Below are 20181 nucleotides of genomic sequence, written 5' to 3' on the forward strand. Positions count from 1 at the left end.
CAATCACCATTATTCTGCCTCGTTCTGCATTGCTTTTATTCCCTGCTGGAACTCCTCCATGCTCAGGGTAAAATAATCCAGTTCCTGCAAAATCCCATAAACTTCCTGCTGGGATTTTGCCGCGTCCAACTTTGCTTCCAGAGATTCCTCCGTCAGCGCATGAAAAAGCATATGTTTGATTTCTTCAATATCCATTATACAGCCGCCTTACTCTTTACTTCGTCATCCTCCGTGAGCCGCGCCGCGTACTCCGGCTGGTCCTCGAAGATAATGGTGGGTGCCAGATAGAAACCATTGAAGCGGGTAGCGCTGACGCTGGTATAAGAACCCATTTCCGTCACGAGCACCTTGTCGCCGATTTTGAGCTCCGGCGCCATAAAGTCGCGATAGAGCACATCGATACCATCGCAGCTGGGACCGCCAAAGGTCGAAGGCTTCTTGGTGCCCTTGCCAAAGCAATGCAAGGGGTACGTCCAGTGGTCGTACATAATGCCTGAGAAGCAGCCGTAGATGCCTTCATCCAAAATATACCAGGGCTGCGGGCCACGGGTCTTGGTACCGATAACAGAGGTCACAAGGTTCACCGCCGTACCGCACATATAGCGTCCCGGCTCCGTCCAAACAGCCGTATTTGGGAACAGGCGGTCAATCTGCTTGTTGATGGCTTCCATCATGGCCGCCAAATCCACATTCAGCCCCTTGGCATCGGGAACGGGGAAACCGCCACCGATATCCAAATCCGTCAGGTGCATGCCCATCGCCTCTGCTTCATCAAAAAGCTTGCGGGCCACCAGCAGGGCTTCCTCATAAGCCGCCGTAGACAGCGACTGGCTGCCCACATGGAAGCAGATGCCCATGGCATGAAGGCCGGCCTCCTGCGCAGCTTTCAGTAAATCCAGCGCCTCTTCCACAGGTGCACCGAACTTCGTATTGAGGTCTACCAAGGCCTTGTTGTTGCGCACAGCAATACGCACGAGCACATCCGCACCAGGCACAGCCTTGGCCATCTTGTCGATTTCCGACGGGTCATCAAAGGTAAAACGGCGTACATTATATGCAGCCGCAGCCTTAAGCCCGCGTTCATCCTTTACCGGATTGGCATATATCATCTGCGAACCATCTACGCCTAATTCATGGAGAATTTCCATCTCACCAGCCGAGGCCACATCAAAATGGGAACCAAGGCCCGCCAGCAGAGATAAAATCTCGGGTGTCGGGTTCGCCTTCATCGCATAAAATACTCCCGCCCGCGGCAAATGACGGCGCATAAACTGGTAGTTCTCCTCAACTTTGTCCAGTGATGCCACCAAAAAGGGCGTTGGAAAACGCTCTGCAAGCGTTTTTACTTCTTTTTCGTTCAGTCTGAAATTTTTCATAACACAACCCATTCCGTATTTGATTTAAGATGAATTGACAAATGTTCATCTCATGAGTTACATTGTAATATATCTGATACATTTTAACAATATAAAATCGAAATAAAAGCTTCTTTTTCCCATATTTTAGCAGGAAGTGCATGGCGGGCAAAATTTTTTCCCGGCTGTCAAGTAAAAATACTTGCACCCCCTCCCTTTTTGTGCTAAAATACCATTATTGTGTGTTAGGAGCAGTAGGCTCCCACAGGTTTAAGGAGGTGTAACACATGGCAAGTGTTTGCGAAATCTGCGCTAAAGGCGAACTGTCTGGCAACAATGTCAGCCATTCCCATCTGAAGACGAGACGCACTTGGAAGCCGAACATCCAGCGTGTACGCGCTGTTGTTGAAGGCGAAGTGAAACGTGTCAACGTCTGCACGCGTTGCCTGCGTTCTGGTAAGGTTCAGCGTGCCCTTTAATTTGCGCATAAATATCACCAAAAGCTGATATATCATAAAATAACCCTATCGCAGTTGCGGTAGGGTTATTTTATATGTGCTGTCATTGTTTTTCCCAAGGCCTTGTGCTAGACTTAAACGTATAATACATGCAATACGAAACTATCCAAAGAGGGTGAACATCCTATGGCTATACCATACAATATCATAGACTTTGATATGCAAATCGGGCGGCAGAAGCCGGAGACCATCCGTCACCCGGATAACTACTGTCCCTTCTGCCATACAGATGAGCTCACGGACATCATCGCCACCGATGGCCCCATCATCCTCCTGCGCAATAAATACAATGTACTGTCCGGCACGGAACAGTTCGTCCTCATCGAAACGAATGCCTGCCAAAGCGATATGCCCGACTACACGCCCGAGCATATGCAGCGCCTGATACGCTTCGGCCTCTATCATTGGCAAAAAATGCTGCACTCCGGCAAATACGATGATGTGGTATTCTTCAAAAACTACGGCCCCCTGTCGGGCGGAACCATCCGCCACCCCCATATGCAGCTTGTGGCCTTCCCCCATCTTGCACAGCCCCTTACCGTCTATCCCGAAGAATTTGCCGGGGAAATCATCACCAATGAAAACGACGTGGAATTTAACATTTCCACCAATCCCCGCATTGGTTTCTGGGAACTTAACATCATCCCGTCAGAAATCGAAAGCACGGAGGCCATCCACACCATAGCCAAATTCCTGCAAATTGGCACTGAATATCTAACCCGTCATTTCCATAAAGGACAGGTTCATAGCTACAACATCTTTTTCTACCAGCTAAAGAATCAGGTCTACGCCAAAATCCTCCCTCGCTTCGCCACACCGCCCCTCTATATCGGCTACGGCGTTCATGTGCGGCCCACCAATATAAAAGAAGCCACCCAGGAAATCCGGCGGCTCTACTTCCATAACTAAAGAAGGTCATCTGACCCGTCAAAAAATTGACATGTCAGATGACCTTTTCTTATGCTTCTTTTTTGTCGAAGGGTACGTGATTGAGGATGAGGTCCGGATTGTTGTCGGTAATCCAGCCCAAAGCCCATTCGTTGTTCACGAGCAGCACCGGGTTATTGTGGCGGTCGTAGACGAACATACCACGGTCAGCGCCTTTGAGTTCAGCCGGCGTTACTTCATGGCCGTCTTCAAAGGCCATCCAGCGCGCCACCTCATAGGGCTGCATATTCATTTCGATATCCACGTTATACTCGTTCTTGAGGCGGTATTCGAGCACTTCAAACTGCAGCGTACCGACGGTGCCGACAATGTAGGATTCCGTACCGGCACCAGCCTGTTGGAACAACTGAATCGCACCTTCCTGTGTCAACTGCTCAATCCCCTTGACGAACTGCTTGCGCTTCATGGTGTCCTTGGCCTGTACGCGGGCGAATTTTTCAGGCGGGAATACCGGGAAATCGGCATATTTGAACTTATGGCCGGCATCGCAGACCGTATCGCCGATACCAAACACGCCCGGGTCAAAAAGACCAACGATATCGCCGGGATAAGCCGTGTCAATAATCTGTCTGTCCTGCGCCAGGAACTGCTGGGGCTGGGCAAGTTTCAGCATCTTGCCCGTGCGTTCATGCCAGACTTCCATATTGCGCTCGAATTTGCCGGAGCAAATGCGGATAAAGGCCAGACGGTCACGGTGCGCCGGGTTCATGTTTGCCTGAATCTTGAATACAAAGCCCGAGAACTTTTCATCGTTGGCGGCAATCAAACCTTCCGAGGACTTGCGCGGCTGCGGCGTCGGCGCCATTTCAATATAGCCTTCCAGGAAGTCCTGCACACCGAAGTTGGTCATGGCCGAGCCAAAGAACATCGGCGTCAGTTCACCAGCATTGACCTTTTCCATGTCAAATTCTTCACCGGCTTCGCTCAAGAGTTCCAAGTCTTCCTGCAATGCTTCCCAAACATCTTCACCAACGCGTTCGATAACCTGCGGGTCATCCGGTTCAAATACATCGGCTACGCGGGCTTCTTGACCATGGGTGGTATCGGCGGCAAAGAGCAGCACCTTGTCGTTGCGGCGGTCATACACGCCCATATACTGACCATCCTGACCAATCGGCCAGTTCATAGGATAGGAGCGAATGCCCAACACGTTTTCGATTTCGTCCATCAAGTCAATCGGCGCCTTGCCGAAATGGTCGAGCTTGTTGACAAAGGTAAAGATAGGGATACCACGCTGTTTGCAGACCTTAAAGAGCTTTTTCGTCTGCGCCTCGACGCCCTTGGCTACGTCGATAACCATGACGGCGCTGTCCACAGCCATCAAAGTGCGGTAGGTATCTTCACTGAAGTCCTGATGGCCCGGCGTATCGAGAATGTTGATACGGCAGCCATCGTAATCGAACTGCAACACGGACGAAGTTACAGAGATACCGCGCTGCTTTTCAATTTCCATCCAGTCGGACACCGCATGACGCTGCGTCTTGCGAGATTTGATGGAACCGGCCAGATGAATGGCACCACCGTAGAGCAAAAGTTTTTCCGTCAACGTCGTCTTACCAGCATCCGGGTGCGAGATGATGGCAAAGGTACGACGCTTTTCAATTTCTTTATCAAGTTCTGCGCTTAAAGCTGACAAAATAAATCCTCCAATTGTCTTATAAATTTAACACAAACACATGTTTTACCGTTTGAGGGGTTGCAACGCCCCTCTCAAAACCACGTAACAATCATTTTACCATAAAATAAGAAGGAAAGACAAGAAAAATGGAACGGGACTTTGTGCCACCTGTTACCTTATATAAATTTCTGTGCCATACATGAAGGTCACGCTGATGTCATACCTTATATATATCAATTCTTCTCCATCAGGCTGTTTCTTCGCCAAGACAGCCCCTCTATGTGAACAGACTTCATAGCACTTGACTGGTCTATATATAGAACAGTACAATATTTTTATTAGATAGTTTTATCCTTGGAGGCATGATGAATGAGCAATACCAGTGCAAAATACGATGTAAGTCAATACTCTGTAGACACATTACTAGGATACATCAAAGGAGGCAGTATAGCCATCCCTGACATTCAACGACCTTTTGTATGGAAAGCCAAAAAGGTGCGTGATCTCATTGATTCCCTCTATAATGGCTATCCTATCGGCTATCTCATTATATGGCACAATGAAACGGTCAAGCTAAAGGATGGTTCCAGTGCCGTAGGGAAAAAAATCCTCATTGATGGGCAACAACGTATAACAGCACTCATGACTGCTATTGTTGGGCAAAAAATCCTCACAGAAAATTATGAAGAAAAGATTATCCGAATTGCATTTAATCCCCTTGCCGAAAAGGATGATGAACGTTTTGCCGTCCAAACTCCTGCGCATGTGAATAGCCCCATGTGGATTTCGGATATTTCCGAAGTATTCAAACCAGATTTTGACAGTTTTGAATTTGTGAACAAATATGTTGAAAAGAATCCCACGGCTTCTGCCAAAATTGTAAATCAGGCAATTACGCATCTATCTGGCATAGCCAACTGCCAAATAGGTGCTATCACCCTCGTACCGCAGCTTGACATCAGCGAAGTCACTGAGATTTTCGTACGTATCAATTCTCAAGGCAAACGACTCAATGAAGCAGATTTTGCTATGTCGAAGATAGCCGCCGACGAAAGCTACGGCGGTAATCTTCTGCGTAAAGCTATTGATTATTTCTGCCACCTGGCTGTAGATCCGGCTTTTTATCATCATTTAGAACTGGTAGATACGGAATTTATGTCCTCTCCGTATGGGACAAAAATGAAGTGGCTGAAAGACACGAATGATGACATTTATGACCCAGAGTACAATGATATGCTCCGTGTTTCCTTCATGCACCAATTTGGCCGTGGCAAATTGGGAGATTTGGTAAGCCTGCTCTCCGGCAGGGATTTTATCGAACGTACCTACAAAGAGGAGATTATCGCGGACAGTTTCAACAAACTGAACATTGGTATTCTGAACTTCATGAACGAGTACAACTTTAAGCAGTTCGTGCTAGCCATAAAATCTGCTGGATTTATTTCCACTAAGCTCATCAACTCCATGATGACCATGGATTTTGCCTATACCCTATTCCTGATTTTACAAAACTCAAACGATGTGCCAAAAACTGAAATCAAGCATTATATACAGAAATGGTTTGTCCTGTCCACACTGACAGGCCGATATATCTCCTCCCCAGAATCGCAGATGGACAGAGACCTGCGCAGCATCAATGCTAAAGGCTTTTTAGAGTTTTTCCGCGAAAACGAAGAAGCTATGCTCTCCGATACATTTTGGAGCGTACGTCTAGTGCAGAACATGGAAACTTCATCCATCAACAGCCCCTATTTCAACACATACCTCGCTGCACAGATTTTCTTAAGTGAGCACTCTCTGCTTTCCAATGCCTCAAAAGTAGAACATTTGATTACGGTTGCCGGAGATGTTCACCACATCTTTCCTAAGGAATATCTTAAAAAGAATGGATTTGATGATAAATCTCTGTATAATCAGGTAGCCAACTATACTTATCTCGACACGACAGTAAATATTGCCGTAGGTAAGAAATCCCCCAATGACTATTTTAGTCAGGCACTAACAGCATGCAATTCCAACGACCAAAGCGGCTGGACAATAAAGGACGAGACCATCTTCTGGCAGAATTTAGATGAAAACTGCCTTCCGCACCGCATCACTACGATGACCGCAGCAGATTATCCCGATTTTTTGAAGGAGCGGCGCGTACTGATGGCCAAAAAGATCAGAGAATATTACGAAAAACTGTGATAGGAAAAGGATGAACCGTACTCCTCACAAACCAAGGTCATGTCCACGGCGTTACACGACAGACTGAATTACACACCAAAGCCCCAAGGGATTCCTCATTGAATTTATTTCCATCCATAAAAAACAATTATCTGCAATATAAAAGACGGCAATGATTAGCCGTCTTTTATATTGCGCTTTTGAACTTGGCGCAGAACAACTACGCTGTTATGCAACATTTTTAGTTATCACGCTTGCGGATTGTTGCGAAGATATTCATTCATACTGGTAAGCATTATATGGAATGCCCTGCGTTCGCCATTTACTGTCGTGATATACGTTCTCCACCGCCGCAACACATCTTTCAGTGGTTCATCCAAATAGGAATAGGCTTTATCCTTAATCCAATCTGGAATACCATAGGCAGCTTCCGCAATGCTGCCTGTTATAGCCGCCAGAGTATCGCTATCGCCACCCAGCGATACGGCATTGCGTATGGCATCTTCGAAATCCGTACTTTCCAAAAAAGCTATTATCGCCTGTGGCACAGTTTCCTGACAGGTTTCGTTAAACTTGTAGCCATGGCGAATATCAGCTAGGGTACGAGACAAATCATAGCCATATTCCTTCTCGATATGTTCCTTAACAAGTCTTTTACATTCTGCTGGATTATCATGGATTGGTTTCTCATAATCTCCGTGATAACCACCAAAATAATAGCGACACATGAAGATTGCATCGGCAGTTGCCATGGCTCCTTTGATGCCCTCCGGATGGTTATGCGTAACCTCCGCAGATAGTCTCGCTTCTTCTCTGCCATTTGACGGCCACATTCCCGTTCTGGCACAGAAACCGCAATCCATCACCCAAGCACAAGGGGAAACTCGCATAGCCGAGCCGTTGCCAAAGCTGTTATAAGGCTTACGATTATCCGAAAACAGCCAGGTAGCAAACCTGCCACCATAACCAGCCTTTGGGTACATCCGACCATATTTCTTCATGGCATCAATAAAATCGTCCTTTTCGCCACCATTCATAACAGCCTCAGCTACGGCACAAGTCATAACCGTATCATCCGTAAAGAAACAATCATCTCGAAACAGCGGGAAATCCTTTGTCCTGATATTGTTCCACTCATAAACAGAACCTACGATATCGCCCACGATTGCACCTAACATCGCGACCACTCCTTTCCTTGATGATTCCATTCTATCGAAATCGAATCGTGGTTTGGTCGCTTAGCAGGCGACATTTATAAGGCCTTTAATTTTTGCCGTCCTAGTTATACGATTATATCCTCCTCCTAGCAACCTAAAAGCGGCTGATGGAATGTGAACAGCGTTTCATTTATGGTGAAGATGTCGTACTCCGCCCGCTGGATGAAATACTCCACGATTATATCTGCCTTACTGCTATGGGACAAAGCATAACCTGCCCGGCTGATAAAGTCTTTTGTCTCATCCAGATTTAGTTCCAATGCCACCGCAAAAGCTAACGCCGTGGATTTGCTAGGCTTATAGGCGGGGTTATTACGAATTTTCGAGAATAGCTTGCGGTCAACATTCGCTTTCTTATATACTTCGGGGTCAGTCTTGCCCTTAACATCAATCAGTCTTAATAACGCTTCTGAAAAGGTATCATCTACCTCTGCCAGCAAATCCTCCAAGGAGCTTTTTTTCTTAGACGGCAGACTTATCGCTTTCGCAACAGGGGCTTCATTCCCAAGATAAACAGTATCTTCCAGTATTCTACGCCTGTCGCAATAAACACCACGGTACTCTTCATCCAGTAGTTCTTCAATGTACCTCTCATCGATAAAACTTTGCACATCGTCAAACAAGCTGCTGGAAATCTTGAAAGCCTTATGGTCAAACACCACCAGATAGACTTCCATCTCATGGTCATGGAGAAATTCACGTATAGCCTGTGTTGCTACTGCTATGGCAATCTCCGAAGGACAGCCATATACACCCGCCGAGATAAGCGGAAATGCTATGGATGTACATCCATTATCCGCCGCCATCTGCAACGAATTGCTGTAACAATTGGATAGCAATCCTCGCTCATCATGCTTTCCATCTTTCCAAACCGGCCCGACTGTGTGGATGACAAACTTAGCTTGGAGATTAAAGGCCGGTGTGATGGCTGCCATACCTGTGGCAAGCTCACCGATTTTCTTCCGCGCCGTCAGAAGTTCTTTTCCTGCCGCTTGATGAATAGCACGGTCAACACCTCTTCCTACAATTGGTCGTGGGTTTGCTGTATTGACGATGGCATCCACCTGCATTTTGGTTATGTCGTTGCGTACGATTTCTAAGGGCATTAACTCACCTCCATGCTGATTGCTGTACCCAGAACCTTGCCAATAGGTTCGCGAATAAGATCGTAATCATTCCACTCCTGGAAACGCATTCACATACTTGATTTTGATATCGGGGAAATTTTCGACAAACTGTACGGTGAAGTCTTCACCGCTTTCCACGAACTTCCACTCGCCAATTTTATCCGGGAAAGCTTCCCGGACCTTCACCTTCAGGTCCGGGAAGGACTCCACTACCTTGACTTTAATATCAGCAAAGTGCTCCACCACCTTCACTCTGCCGCAGAGTTTAATCCCTTTGTAATAGCCATCCCTGTTGACAGCAGATGCCGCCATCGCCGGAAGTGTCATAGTCAACAGCAGCAGAATAGTCAATATGGCTGTACATTTTTTCACGGTTACTCACCTCCAACAAAATCAACATAAATCCGCAGAAGATATGCCTCATTTCATTTTCAAATCCAGCAATACCTTATCGGTTTCCCATGGTGATATGACGGTATAGCCGATGCCTGCTCCATCCAGAACAGCCTTGATTTCATCATCCTTTACCTTGGCCCGTTCCAGATTGGTTTCCTTGCGCCCATCAATGCTGATGAATTCATCATTGCGCCGCAAGAGGTATTCCACATTGTCAAACTTGGCATGCTCATGCATGACCAGCTGGTCAAAGAGTTCATCCGGCGTATTGTTGTAAATGATATTCAAAGGCAGCGGCGAATCACAGACCGCATACTCCACGCCATAGCGTTCCAGCGTCTTGAGCCGGTGCACCTGCTCGGCAAAGAGATACAACTGGTCCTGCACGATGTCCGTAGCGTTCTGATACCAAAGCCACTTGGCATATTCGCCGACCAATTCTGTCTTGTGCCCTTTGCGTTTCAGCTTCGAGAAAATATCTGCGGCAATGGTACTCTTGCCAATGCCAGCACCGCCGTAAAAATTAATTACCTTCAAGTTCATGCTCCTATTCATTCTATATTTCCGATAATGATATTATACATCACCACCAAGCTATTCTCTAGCATTGAAAAAAATCAGCACCATGTTCGAATCCATGATGCTGATTTTTTCATTTTGAACGATTCATTCCCAACTGAAAATATAGTTACAGACAGCAAAAGAACCGGTATCACTCCACTGACTCCGGTTCTCGCTAAAAAGATGTAAGGAAATGGGATACTGGAAACTGGGATATGTTTCCAGAGAAGAGACCGATAGGTTTTTCCGATGTAAACCGGTGGGATATCCGGCTACTTGCCTATCGACACTTATAGTGTAACACATCTATTAAAAAAAATACACCCCCTGACGCAAAAAATTTTTATTTTTATCAATTTTTCAGTCTATTACAAATTTAATCCAATCTTATATCACCATATTTGCATGGCGCAATCTCTTTAATATATAATAGAGAGTGATTTCAAAGGAAGGCGAGTGACAACCATGGCACTTTATCAAAGCAAAATCTTCGGCATCGTACAGGGTGTGGGCTTCCGTCCCTTTGTGGCGCGATTGGCCGCCCGTTTTCATATCTGCGGCAGTGTCTGCAACAAGGGGCCTTACGTGGAGGTCTTCGCCCAGGGAAGTGAAGCAGCGGTTGACCAATTTCTTACTGCCATCGAGCAGGAACCGCCTGAGCGGGCCTCCATCCTGAAACTGACCCGTCAAAAACTTGACCAGGCCGAAACATATGCCGACTTCCAAATTATTGAAAGCGCCAAGGAGCAAGGTTCCATCTTCGTATCCCCGGATATTGCCACCTGCGATAAATGCAAAGCGGAACTCTTTGACCCGCAGGATAAACGCTATCTTCATCCCTTCATCAACTGCACCGCCTGCGGCCCCCGCCTCACCATTTTAGACTCCATGCCCTATGACCGTGAGCGCACGAGCATGGGGGAATTTCCTATGTGCCCCAGCTGTCAGGCCGAATACGACAACCCGGCCACCCGCCGCTATGATGCCCAGCCCGTCTGCTGCAACAACTGCGGCCCGGAAGTCTATCTGATTGGTGAAGAAGATGTGCGGGGAGCTGCCGCCATCACCCGCACCCGTCAAACCATTATCGCGGGCGGAATTGTGGCCATCAAGGGCATCGGTGGCTTTCATCTCTGCTGTGATGCCACCAACGATAACGCCGTCCGCCGCCTGCGAAAGTTAAAACACCGTCCGGTCAAGCCCTTTGCCATCATGGCCCGTGATATGGCGGCTGTGGAACGGGAATGTCAGGTAGAAAACGGCCAGCAGGAAATGCTCACAGGCCATAAAAAGCCCATTCTCCTCTTAAAGCGAAAATTGACCGGTCAAATTGTGGACAGCGTAGCTCCCGGCAATCCCAAAATCGGTATGATGCTGCCTTATGCGCCTTTGCATATGCTGCTCTTTGATTATCCTGACGGACTCACCATGCCCGATACCCTTATCATGACCAGCGGCAATCCGGCAGGCGCGCCCATCTGCCGGGATGACGACGGAGCCGTCGCTGCCCTTAGCGGCTTCTGCGATTTAATGCTGTCACATAACCGCAAGATTCGCATTCGCGCTGACGATACGGTAATGGACTGGCTTGCTGGCCAGCCTTACATGATTCGCCGCAGCCGTGGCTTTGCCCCCCTCCCCTTTATGCTGAAAAATACCTGGCAAGGAGCTGTGCTGGGCATTGGCAGCGAGCTCAAGAACACCTTCTGCGTTGGCAGTGACAACATCTTCTATCCTTCGCCCTACGTGGGGGATATGAGCGATTTGCGCACCATGCAGGCTTTGCGGGAAACCATCCAGCGGCTGACGGAGCTTCTGGAGTGCGCCCCAAAAATTGTAGCCTGCGATATGCACCCACGCTATAACACCGTCACCATTGCCAAGGAGCTTGGCCTGCCCCTGTTCCCGGTTCAGCATCACTACGCCCATATTCTCTCCTGCATGGCGGAAAATGACTACGATGCTCCCGTCATCGGCGTGTCCTTTGATGGCACTGGCTACGGCACCGATGGAACCATCTGGGGCGGAGAAATTCTGCAGGCTGATTTTAAGGGCTTTCAGCGGCTCGCTTCCATTACCCCTTTCCGTCAGGCCGGCGGCGACAAAGCCAGCCGGGAAGGCTGGCGCATTGCCGTATCTTTGCTTTACGATTTGACCGGTGACAAGGAAGAAACACGTAAGCACGTTAACTCATTAAATCTTTGCAGTGAAGCTGACCTGGAAGCCATGTTCTTCATGCTGGATAACAACATCAACACCATCAAGAGCACCAGTGCCGGCCGCCTCTTTGATGCTGTCAGCGCCATCTTAGGAATCCGCACCAGCTCCACCTTCGAAGGCGAAGCCAGCATGTATTTGGAATTTGCAGCCCGCAAATGGCAGGACGAACACAAAGATGCGCTGCCTGTTCCTGCTGAGATGAACACCGACCGACTCTTTGCCTATCTGCTGGAGCAGCGATTAAAGGGTGAGGACTCTGGCAAACTGGCCTATCTCTTCCATGCCGGCCTTGCCCGCTTCATCACTGCCGCCTGCCTGCGTGCCCGTAAAGACACGGGCTTAAATACAACAGCTCTGTCCGGCGGCGTTTTCCAAAACCTGCTGCTGACGGAACTTGTCGCGACCTTCCTGCAGGAAGAAGGCTTCACGGTCCTGCGCCACAGCCTGATTCCGCCTAATGACGGCGGCATTTGCCTGGGACAGGCTGTGGCTGCCATGTATCATTTGAATTCTGAGTAAAAGCCTTAAGTATACTTAAGAAAACATTTGTCCACAGACACGTTTCATGTTATAATCGAATTAGAGATACTTTCCTGCCTGCACTTGCAAGGGAGGGATTGTTATGAGCGGTACGAGTGGTATTGGCAGCTTTGCCTATCGCTGGAACCTAGTTGCCTCTGGCATCGCCTCGGTAGATGCCATAACGAGGACATCGGACTCATTTCACCAGAGCTCTGATAAGAACGACACCTCCGCTTCTCGTGATACTGTGGAAAGTGCTACGATTACCAAGAGGATGTCCGACGGAGCCATGATAATTTTACGTTATGATAAACGCGCCAAGGTTTCGGCCTATTCTGCAGGAAATAATACCGGCAATAACGTAAATATGACTGCTTGATTAACGGTTTATATTCAAGGACGGAATAAGCGGGCAGGAGTATCTCGACGAACTGTACAGCAAGCGTAAAAAAAAACCGGCTGAATGCCGGTTTTTTATTTGTTATATTCGATAATGCAAAGGAGCATGTTATGAATCTCAATATGCCACAACTTTACTACAGCAAGCTGATGCGGGCTGTGGTGGAATTCGATATGATTGCCGACGGCGACCACATTCTGCTGGGCATTTCCGGCGGCAAGGACAGCATCTTCCTCGCTTACGCCATGGCCATCTTGAAGCAGCGGCTGCACAAGGATTTCAAGCTATCTGCCCTCACCATCAATCCCCAGTTCAAGGACGAGCAGGGGCGCCCTGCCCTCTTTGATATCGAGCGGGCCAAGGATTTCATGGCGAAGCTCAACATTCCCTATGAAATCATCGATGTGGACATTGCGGGCACCATTGAAACATGTCCGGACAAAAATCCCTGCTTTACCTGCGCCTTTTTCCGCCGGGGAGCTGTGAACCGCTATGCCAAAGAGCACGGTGTCAACAAGGTCGCCTATGCCCATCACCATGATGATGCCGTGGAAACCTTCCTGATGAGCCTGCTTTACTCCGGTCAGCTGCATACATTTACCCCGGTCACCTATCTGGACCGCATGGATTTGACAGTAATCCGCCCCTTGGTTTACTTCCGGGAAAAAGAACTTATCGAAGCCATCAACATCCATGGTTTTGACCCGGTCAAAAGCCCCTGCCCCCATGACGGCAATACCTGCCGCCAGGATGTCAAGGAACTCATTGCCAAATTGGAGCCCCAAATTCCCGATGTCTACGACCACCTAGGCGCTGCCATGCGTCAAGGGGCCCTTGGTGAACTCTGGCCCGCCGCCAAAACCCGGGAAGAAATGCGCCAAACATATTTCGCCTATAAGAATAAGTAAAGAGAACAGCGCTTGTAAAATTACAGTTTGTTGGGGAGTTCGTGGTAAAGGTATCCAGTTCATACGTTGTCAAGGGGCGAACGGGGAGTAATTTTTCTGTTTTCCGCTAAACGACCCCTTCGCAAAGTAGAGCTGTCCAGTTACCTGCGCCGGGCAGGCCAACGGCGCTGCTTTCAGCGTATTTGCTTAGTTGCTTCCTACAGGGGCCGGCCTTCACTTCGTTCAGGCAGTCGCTCCCTACAGAAAAATCACTCCCCGTCCGCCCCAAGCTACGTCCTATACTATTGCCACGAACTCGTTGCTCCCGTAGCAAGAACATCGATGTACTTGTCGCTTGTCATCGAGAAAAATACATTTAATGCAAATGCAACTTAGGGCGGAAGTGGTGATGCTTTTCGCCGTGGAACGACTGTCCGAACGCAGTGAGGACTGGCCCACAAACGGCATAAACTAAACACTGGGCTGAACATACGCGCCGCCGGTCTTGCCCGGCGCAGGTAACTAAAAAGCCCATACATTTGCTTGTGGGTCATTTAGTGCAACGGCAAAAAGTATTACCACCTCCGCCCAAACTGAGCTGTAACAAAAAATTTCAGCACGCACTGGCAAACTGTAATTTATCTATCACAGGCTTATTTCATAGCCTTGTTGATGCCGTCCAGCAGCTCTTTCAGTTCCTTGCTCTCCGTGAGTTTATAGGCAATATCGAGGAAATACTGGGCGTGTTCGTATTTCTTGTTGGCCAGCATGGTCTTGCCGTACTGCATGGCCGTCTCGATGATTTTACTGTCCGGCCCGATGGGGAAGCCGTACTTTTCCCCGTAGGAGCGCAGAGCTCCGATGGAGGGCCGCTGGGCCTGGCCTTCCGTTTCGTCATGGATGTACTTAAGCTCCAATTCCGCCTGATAACGGCCTTCTGCATCGGCAAAACTCATGCTGAGCAGATAACAGCCTACGGCTTCATCCCACATCTGCTTTTCCACGAAGTAATAGCCTAAATTGCGATAGCAATGGGCGATTTCCCGGCGCTTGTAGGCGATGGGGAATATGGCAATGGTCAGTTCCTTGAGCTTTTCCCAGTCCTTTTTCTGCTTGAAAACCTCCGCATGCTCAAAGGCAATGTCAGCGCTCATGGGGTTCCAGTCCATGGCAATAGCCAAAGCCTCCTGCGCTTCGTCCAGCTTGCCCTGCTCCAACAGCAACGAGCCATACATGGCGTATAAGCGGTTCAAGGGCTCTTCGATATCGGACACGGGATGGATTTCCGGATGCTGGCTCTGGAACATCACCATTTCCATCAGCGTATTGAAGTCATAGTAATCAGCACGGCCGTCATTGTAGAGGTTCAAGGCCTCCACCGCTTCAATCTGCTGGCGCAGGATATCCACCGCTGCTTCCACATCTTTTTCCCCTGCCAGACTCAGCGCCTGACTCAGGGCATCCTCTATTTTTTTCTTTAAGGCATTTGCCTGCATACTTTCTTCTCCTTTGCATTATAAAAGCCCCCACGGATTCTGGGGGCTTTTTTCCATCATTTTTGCCGCTTCTTCTCCCGCTCCAGACGACGCTCATGCAGGTCTGCACATTTTTCCACAATGAGGCGCACCACCCAGGAAGGGGGTCTGGAGGCATCTTTATGGAACCACATCTCCACGGTGCGGCTGGGAGCGCCCAGGATTTTCTCGCAATCCCGCGGGGTTATCCCCCAGAGGTCGCGCATCATCTTCATGGGCTCATCGGCACAGGCTATACGGTCCAGTTCCGCCGCTTTTTTCAGTTCTTCCACATCTACGTTAAAACCAGTCTTGCGCTGGAACCAGTTGGGAATATCTTCACGGGTAACCTTAGGCATAGCGCGCCTCCTTTGCTTTACATCATCTTTACTATTTTATTCAAGAGGATGCCGGCTAATTCCTGCTTGCTCATCAATGGATATTTCTCACATTCGCCGTTGCGGAAGTAAATCTGCACCCGGTTGTTGTCCACAGCAAAGCCTGCATCCTTAGCCGATACATCATTGGCCACGATAAAGTCCAAATTCTTCTTCGAGAGCTTCTTTTTGGCATATTCCTCCACATTGCAGGTTTCCGCCGCAAAGCCCACCAAAATCTGCCTGTCTTTTTGCTGACCAAGACCGTAGAGAATATCCGGATTGCGCTCTAAATGGAGCACCAGTTCATCATCGCTTTTTTTGATTTTATCCTTGGCCACCGTCTTTGGGCGATAGTCGGCCACAGCTGCCGACATGATAACCGCATCGGCTTTAGCGTAGGCTGCCTGCACGGCCGCCTGCATTTCCAATGCGGTCTGAATGCGCACGGTCTTTACGCCTGCGGGGTCAGCCAGATTACTGGGGCCGGATACTAAGAGCACCTCTGCCCCAAGCTTTGCGGCTTCTGCGGCAATGGCGTAACCCATCTTGCCCGTAGAGTGATTGCCTAAGTAACGCACCGGGTCCAGCGGCTCAATGGTGCCGCCGGCAGTAACGATAATCTTGCGGCCCTGCAGAGGCTGCTCTCCGCACATAAAGTCCATGACGAACTGTACGATTTGCGCCGGTTCCGGCAGACGGCCCTTGCCCTCTACACCGCAGGCCAAGTGGCCAGAGGCAGGCTCAATCATCTGCACGCCCCGGCTCTTTAGCTCCGCGATATTCTTCTGGGTCACAGGATTCTCATACATATTGGTATTCATAGCCGGCGACATGACGATGGGCGCCTTGGTGGCCAGAACTGTAGTGGTCAGCATATCATCGGCGATGCCCGCCGCCGTCTTGGCAATGATGTTTGCCGTAGCCGGGGCAATGAGCACAAGGTCAGCCAGCGTAGCCAGTGCAATATGTTCCACATTGAAGTTCGCGACCTTAGCCCACATATCCACAGACACAGGCTGACCCGTAATCTCCCGGAAGGTCAGTTCCGTGACAAACTCCGTGGCCTCCCGCGTCATGATGACATGAATTTCTGTCCCAGCTTTGCGGAGACGGGAGGCAATCTCCACCGCCTTATAAGCGGCAATACCTCCCGTCACGCCTAATACAATTTTCTTGCCTGTTAAGCTGCTCATCTTAGAGGTCAGCCTTGGAAATCTTGTAGGCGATTTTGCCTTCGGCGATTTCTTCCAGAGCATTGGTCACGTCTTTGGTGGATTTCATTTCGATTTCCTTGAGTTCTTCGCCATCCACCAGCTGACGGGCACGCTTGGAAGCGCATACCACCAGACCATAACGGCTGTCCACGCGGGACATCAGTTTATCCGTAGACGGGTTTACCATGCTCATTTCCGGTTTGCTCATTACTTTCATTACTTTGCCAACTCCTCAAAAATTTCCTGATTTTTATCCATACGGCAGTGTTCTGCAGTGCGAATCGCCATAATGCGCTGTACGGCATTTTTCACCGTATCATTGACCACCACATAGCCGTATTTTTTGCCATCTTCGATTTCCTTGCGGGCAGAACCCATGCGCTTCTGCAGGGATTCCTCCGTCTCGGAACCACGGCCGCGGATGCGGCGCTCCAGCTCTGCCAGAGACGGGGGCACAAGGAAGATAAAGAGCCCATCGGGGCATTTTTCCATGACATTGATGGCACCCTGGGTATCGATTTCCAGCAGGATGTCCACACCTTCTGCCAGTCGTTCCTCGATTTTGCCCAGCGGCGTGCCGTAGTAATTGCCATAGACATTGGCATATTCCAAAAAGCCGCCTTCGGCAATCTTCTTTTCAAAATCGGCCTTGTCCATGAAGTAGTAGTTCTTGCCGTCCACTTCTCCAGCCCGCGGCTGACGGGTCGTAGCGGAAATGGAATACGCAAGGTCCTGGGCCTGGGACAAAAGTTCACTGCATACCGTGCCCTTGCCTGTTCCCGAAGGACCGGAAACGACAATCAATAATCCTTTACTCATTTATTCCTCGTCTTCTTTCTCTTTCTCCGTCTTTACATCATCATCGTCATCCTCTACGCGATGAGCTACCGTTTCCGGCTGCACCGCCGATAAGATGACATGGTCGCTGTCCATAATGATAACTGCACGGGTTCTGCGTCCATAAGTCGCATCAATCAGCCGTTCCCCATCCCTGGCTTCCTGGATAATGCGCTTAATAGGCGCAGATTCCGGGCTCACAATGGCCACAATCCGATTGGCCGATACAATATTACCAAAGCCGATATTGATGAGTTTAATATCCATCAGTATCTCCCCTTTACTCGATATTTTGCACCTGCTCGCGAATCTTTTCGATTTCGCTCTTCATATCCACCACCAGCTGGGCCGCTTCGGTACTATTGGCCTTGGAACCAATGGTGTTCGTTTCCCTGTTAAATTCCTGAATGAGGAAGTCCAGCTTCCGGCCTACCGGCTCATCTGCCGCCATAATCTGACGGAACTGGCCGATATGGCTCTCAAGCCGCACCACTTCTTCCGTATAATTCACACGGTCGGCAAAGAGTGCGGTTTCCTGAATAATCCGCGTCTCATCAAAGTCCTTGCCAGCCAGCGCTTCTTCGAGCACTTCCTGCAAATGTTTGCGCCGTTCTTCCACAATGGCCGGCGAGAGCTTAATCACCTGCTGGCGCATTTCCTCAAGTTTGTCCAGGCGCTTTGCAAAGTCCTCTGCGATATGCGCTCCTTCCCGCTGACGCATGGTGTCAAAGGCCGCGAGCGCCTGCGCCATAGCCTCCGTTAGCACCGGCTGCAGACCTTCAAAATCTGCCGTTTGCTCCACCTGCAGCACATCGGGAAAACCCGCAAACATCGCCGCGCTGTCAGGCCGAGGCAGATGCAGGGTATCGCTGAGCTCATTTAAGGCCGACTGATAGGCCAAAGCCAGCTCCTTATCCACACGGATGCTGCTTTTGGCTTCCCGCTTGTCCTGATAATTGATGAAAATATCCACTTTGCCACGGGCTGCAGTCTTGCGGATAAGCTGGCGTAAACTTTCTTCCCACTCCCCAAACTGCCGGGGCATATGGAAATTCAGTTCCAAGAACCGCTGGTTGACGGCTTTTAACTCCACCGTCACCTTGTAATCGTCATTCTCCACCGTTGCGGCACCGAAGCCGGTCATACTCTTCAGCATACACACGCCTCACAATCTGCCAGCTCGCCGCTGAACACCAGTTCAGCCGGGCCAGTCATAAACACATGGTTATCATTCGCCCAATGAATCGAAAGTTTGCCGCCGTCCAGTTCAACTTCCGTAGCAGCCTCTCTGTCCAGTTTGCCGTTCAATATGCCAGCCACCACCGTCGCACAGGAGCCCGTACCGCAGGCCAGCGTCACCGCAGCCCCACGCTCCCAGACGCGCATGCGTACATGCTGGCAGTCCTTGACCTCCACAAACTCCGTATTGGTCTTTTTCGGAAACAACTCATGGGTCTCAAACTTGTGGCCCAGTTCATAGATGGGGAAATTCTCCGCATCATCCACAAAGATGACACAGTGCGGATTGCCCATGGATACAGCTGTGAAGTGATATTCCTGACCGTCAACAGACATTGACTTGTCAATAACCTTTGACCCGTCAAAGCCGACAACAGGTATTTCCTCACCCAAAAGATGCGGCTCACCCATATCCACTTTGATGCCCTTGACCTGGCCGCCTTCGAGCACAATCTCCGGCACTAGAATCCCGGCGCCCGTTTCCACGGTAAAACGCGTTTCCTTCGTCAGGCCGAAGTCATAGAGATAACGAGCAAAGCAGCGAATGCCGTTGCCACACATCTCCGCCTCGCTGCCATCGGTGTTGAAAATCCGCATGCGGAAATCCGCTTGCGCAGAAGGCAGTACCACGAGAATCCCATCTGCCCCGACGCCATAATGACGGTCACAGACCTTCCGGGCTACCGATGCATAATCCTCTATATCATCCTGCAGGCAGTCGAACAAAACAAAATCATTGCCACAACCTTGCCACTTCGTAAATTTCTTCATCAATAACCTGCCTCCTGTCTATTTCGATATCTATACTATAATACCTGCATTTCCGCAATTTTTCAAGGTTTTTCTCACGATTTCACCGCAATACGAAAAACTCTCCCATTGGCAAGTCAATCTGACATGTCAAAAATTGACTTGTCAACTCAATATAATGTAAGCCAAAGCCTCGCGGGCGCCTTAGCATGCTAATGTAATGTACGCAAAAGCCCGGTGGCTGATGATGCTTTCCCGTTGCGTTAGGCAAGCCTGCATAAGCTAAGGGAAAGTATTATCAGCCACCGG

At 49.3% G+C, this 20181-nt stretch carries 21 protein-coding genes; 6 read left to right on the top strand and 15 right to left on the bottom strand.

What is annotated here, in order from left to right:
* Positions 1-9 precede the first annotated feature (9 nt).
* Both P157_RS0110540 and P157_RS0110545 read right to left on the bottom strand, forming a co-directional pair.
* On the bottom strand, positions 10-195 hold the full coding sequence (locus tag P157_RS0110540) for a hypothetical protein (RefSeq protein ID WP_026760950.1): 186 nt from the start codon (positions 193-195) through the stop codon (positions 10-12).
* Positions 195-1376: a type III PLP-dependent enzyme gene (locus P157_RS0110545; protein WP_026760951.1), complete on the bottom strand. Its 1182-nt coding sequence runs from the start codon at positions 1374-1376 to the stop codon at positions 195-197. The genes P157_RS0110540 and P157_RS0110545 overlap by 1 nt, the downstream gene beginning before the upstream one ends.
* Before the next feature lie 266 nt (positions 1377-1642).
* Here P157_RS0110545 and rpmB point away from each other — a divergent pair, with 266 nt between their 5' ends.
* Entirely contained in the window at positions 1643-1834 is a 192-nt protein-coding gene (rpmB, locus tag P157_RS0110550) for a 50S ribosomal protein L28 (protein ID WP_014424781.1), read from the top strand.
* Between the two features lie 171 nt (positions 1835-2005).
* Complete coding sequence (locus tag P157_RS0110555) at positions 2006-2782, top strand: DUF4931 domain-containing protein (protein ID WP_155266770.1); 777 nt, start codon at positions 2006-2008, stop codon at positions 2780-2782.
* 49 nt (positions 2783-2831) lie between these two features.
* Here the strand turns inward: P157_RS0110555 and P157_RS0110560 are convergent, their stop codons facing one another.
* On the bottom strand, positions 2832-4457 hold the full coding sequence (locus tag P157_RS0110560) for a peptide chain release factor 3 (protein ID WP_026760953.1): 1626 nt from the start codon (positions 4455-4457) through the stop codon (positions 2832-2834).
* 351 nt (positions 4458-4808) lie between these two features.
* On the opposite strand from P157_RS0110560, the gene P157_RS0110565 reads away from it, so the two are divergent.
* Positions 4809-6629 carry a GmrSD restriction endonuclease domain-containing protein gene (locus P157_RS0110565; RefSeq protein ID WP_026760954.1) on the top strand — a complete coding sequence of 607 codons (1821 nt, stop codon included), beginning with the start codon at positions 4809-4811 and terminating at the stop codon, positions 6627-6629.
* Between the two features lie 227 nt (positions 6630-6856).
* On the opposite strand, the gene P157_RS0110570 is transcribed toward P157_RS0110565, so the two are convergent.
* The 4 genes from P157_RS0110570 to P157_RS0110585 form a co-directional block, all read right to left on the bottom strand.
* Positions 6857-7786, bottom strand: coding sequence for an ADP-ribosylglycohydrolase family protein (locus P157_RS0110570; RefSeq protein WP_026760955.1), 930 nt, complete (start codon positions 7784-7786; stop codon positions 6857-6859).
* Positions 7787-7911: 125 nt separating this feature from the next.
* Entirely contained in the window at positions 7912-8931 is a 1020-nt protein-coding gene (locus tag P157_RS0110575) for a macro domain-containing protein (RefSeq protein WP_026760956.1), read from the bottom strand.
* Positions 8932-8997: 66 nt separating this feature from the next.
* Positions 8998-9324, bottom strand: a complete 327-nt coding sequence (locus tag P157_RS0110580) for a hypothetical protein (protein WP_026760957.1) — start codon at positions 9322-9324, stop codon at positions 8998-9000.
* Between the two features lie 48 nt (positions 9325-9372).
* The gene (locus tag P157_RS0110585) at positions 9373-9891 is read right to left on the bottom strand and encodes an AAA family ATPase (protein ID WP_230578476.1); all 519 of its coding nucleotides are present in this window, start codon (positions 9889-9891) and stop codon (positions 9373-9375) included.
* Positions 9892-10374: 483 nt separating this feature from the next.
* On the opposite strand from P157_RS0110585, the gene hypF reads away from it, so the two are divergent.
* The 3 genes from hypF to P157_RS0110600 all read left to right on the top strand — a co-directional run bounded on the left by hypF (position 10375) and on the right by P157_RS0110600 (position 13959).
* Positions 10375-12648 carry a carbamoyltransferase HypF gene (gene hypF / locus P157_RS0110590; protein ID WP_037368321.1) on the top strand — a complete coding sequence of 758 codons (2274 nt, stop codon included), beginning with the start codon at positions 10375-10377 and terminating at the stop codon, positions 12646-12648.
* 103 nt (positions 12649-12751) lie between these two features.
* Complete coding sequence (locus P157_RS0110595) at positions 12752-13030, top strand: hypothetical protein (RefSeq protein WP_026760960.1); 279 nt, start codon at positions 12752-12754, stop codon at positions 13028-13030.
* A 131-nt stretch (positions 13031-13161) separates the two neighbouring features.
* Entirely contained in the window at positions 13162-13959 is a 798-nt protein-coding gene (locus tag P157_RS0110600; protein ID WP_026760961.1) for a tRNA 2-thiocytidine biosynthesis TtcA family protein, read from the top strand.
* Between the two features lie 632 nt (positions 13960-14591).
* On the opposite strand, the gene P157_RS0110605 is transcribed toward P157_RS0110600, so the two are convergent.
* Genes P157_RS0110605 through dapF form a run of 8 tightly spaced genes read right to left on the bottom strand, consistent with a single transcriptional unit; the run spans position 14592 to position 19893 of the window.
* Positions 14592-15434 (bottom strand): hypothetical protein, encoded by an 843-nt coding sequence (locus P157_RS0110605; protein WP_026760962.1) that lies wholly within the window; start codon positions 15432-15434, stop codon positions 14592-14594.
* A 56-nt stretch (positions 15435-15490) separates the two neighbouring features.
* Entirely contained in the window at positions 15491-15811 is a 321-nt protein-coding gene (locus P157_RS0110610; RefSeq protein WP_026760963.1) for a hypothetical protein, read from the bottom strand.
* A gap of 17 nt (positions 15812-15828) precedes the next feature.
* Positions 15829-17025: a bifunctional phosphopantothenoylcysteine decarboxylase/phosphopantothenate--cysteine ligase CoaBC gene (gene coaBC, locus P157_RS0110615; protein WP_026760964.1), complete on the bottom strand. Its 1197-nt coding sequence runs from the start codon at positions 17023-17025 to the stop codon at positions 15829-15831.
* A 1-nt stretch (position 17026) separates the two neighbouring features.
* Positions 17027-17263, bottom strand: a complete 237-nt coding sequence (rpoZ, locus tag P157_RS0110620; RefSeq protein ID WP_173437244.1) for a DNA-directed RNA polymerase subunit omega — start codon at positions 17261-17263, stop codon at positions 17027-17029.
* Positions 17263-17865, bottom strand: a complete 603-nt coding sequence (gmk, locus tag P157_RS0110625) for a guanylate kinase (RefSeq protein WP_026760966.1) — start codon at positions 17863-17865, stop codon at positions 17263-17265. Before gmk ends, rpoZ begins: the two co-directional genes overlap by 1 nt.
* Entirely contained in the window at positions 17866-18150 is a 285-nt protein-coding gene (gene remA / locus P157_RS0110630; RefSeq protein ID WP_026760967.1) for an extracellular matrix/biofilm regulator RemA, read from the bottom strand.
* A gap of 13 nt (positions 18151-18163) precedes the next feature.
* Complete coding sequence (locus P157_RS0110635; RefSeq protein WP_037368324.1) at positions 18164-19039, bottom strand: YicC/YloC family endoribonuclease; 876 nt, start codon at positions 19037-19039, stop codon at positions 18164-18166.
* Positions 19033-19893: a diaminopimelate epimerase gene (dapF, locus tag P157_RS0110640; RefSeq protein WP_026760969.1), complete on the bottom strand. Its 861-nt coding sequence runs from the start codon at positions 19891-19893 to the stop codon at positions 19033-19035. Before dapF ends, P157_RS0110635 begins: the two co-directional genes overlap by 7 nt.
* Positions 19894-20181: the final 288 nt, after the last annotated feature.

It is taken from the genome of Selenomonas ruminantium AC2024 (assembly GCF_000687995.1).
GTDB classification, from domain to species: Bacteria; Bacillota; Negativicutes; order Selenomonadales; family Selenomonadaceae; genus Selenomonas_A; species Selenomonas_A ruminantium_B.

What these genes read in the sequence shown, in the direction of transcription:
- P157_RS0110570 (WP_026760955.1), bottom strand. Translation starts at nt 7,786, where the DNA reads ATGTTAGGTGCAATCGTGGGCGATATCGTAGGTTCTGTTTATGAGTGG.
- P157_RS0110575 (WP_026760956.1), bottom strand. Translation starts at nt 8,931, where the DNA reads ATGCCCTTAGAAATCGTACGCAACGACATAACCAAAATGCAGGTGGAT.
- rpoZ (WP_173437244.1), bottom strand. Translation starts at nt 17,263, where the DNA reads ATGAAAGTAATGAGCAAACCGGAAATGAGCATGGTAAACCCGTCTACG.
- P157_RS0110600 (WP_026760961.1), top strand. Translation starts at nt 13,162, where the DNA reads ATGAATCTCAATATGCCACAACTTTACTACAGCAAGCTGATGCGGGCT.
- dapF (WP_026760969.1), bottom strand. Translation starts at nt 19,893, where the DNA reads ATGAAGAAATTTACGAAGTGGCAAGGTTGTGGCAATGATTTTGTTTTG.
- rpmB (WP_014424781.1), top strand. Translation starts at nt 1,643, where the DNA reads ATGGCAAGTGTTTGCGAAATCTGCGCTAAAGGCGAACTGTCTGGCAAC.
- remA (WP_026760967.1), bottom strand. Translation starts at nt 18,150, where the DNA reads ATGGATATTAAACTCATCAATATCGGCTTTGGTAATATTGTATCGGCC.
- P157_RS0110545 (WP_026760951.1), bottom strand. Translation starts at nt 1,376, where the DNA reads ATGAAAAATTTCAGACTGAACGAAAAAGAAGTAAAAACGCTTGCAGAG.
- gmk (WP_026760966.1), bottom strand. Translation starts at nt 17,865, where the DNA reads ATGAGTAAAGGATTATTGATTGTCGTTTCCGGTCCTTCGGGAACAGGC.
- P157_RS0110635 (WP_037368324.1), bottom strand. Translation starts at nt 19,039, where the DNA reads ATGCTGAAGAGTATGACCGGCTTCGGTGCCGCAACGGTGGAGAATGAC.
- P157_RS0110595 (WP_026760960.1), top strand. Translation starts at nt 12,752, where the DNA reads ATGAGCGGTACGAGTGGTATTGGCAGCTTTGCCTATCGCTGGAACCTA.
- P157_RS0110585 (WP_230578476.1), bottom strand. Translation starts at nt 9,891, where the DNA reads ATGAACTTGAAGGTAATTAATTTTTACGGCGGTGCTGGCATTGGCAAG.
- P157_RS0110540 (WP_026760950.1), bottom strand. Translation starts at nt 195, where the DNA reads ATGGATATTGAAGAAATCAAACATATGCTTTTTCATGCGCTGACGGAG.
- coaBC (WP_026760964.1), bottom strand. Translation starts at nt 17,025, where the DNA reads ATGAGCAGCTTAACAGGCAAGAAAATTGTATTAGGCGTGACGGGAGGT.
- hypF (WP_037368321.1), top strand. Translation starts at nt 10,375, where the DNA reads ATGGCACTTTATCAAAGCAAAATCTTCGGCATCGTACAGGGTGTGGGC.
- P157_RS0110610 (WP_026760963.1), bottom strand. Translation starts at nt 15,811, where the DNA reads ATGCCTAAGGTTACCCGTGAAGATATTCCCAACTGGTTCCAGCGCAAG.
- P157_RS0110565 (WP_026760954.1), top strand. Translation starts at nt 4,809, where the DNA reads ATGAGCAATACCAGTGCAAAATACGATGTAAGTCAATACTCTGTAGAC.
- P157_RS0110605 (WP_026760962.1), bottom strand. Translation starts at nt 15,434, where the DNA reads ATGCAGGCAAATGCCTTAAAGAAAAAAATAGAGGATGCCCTGAGTCAG.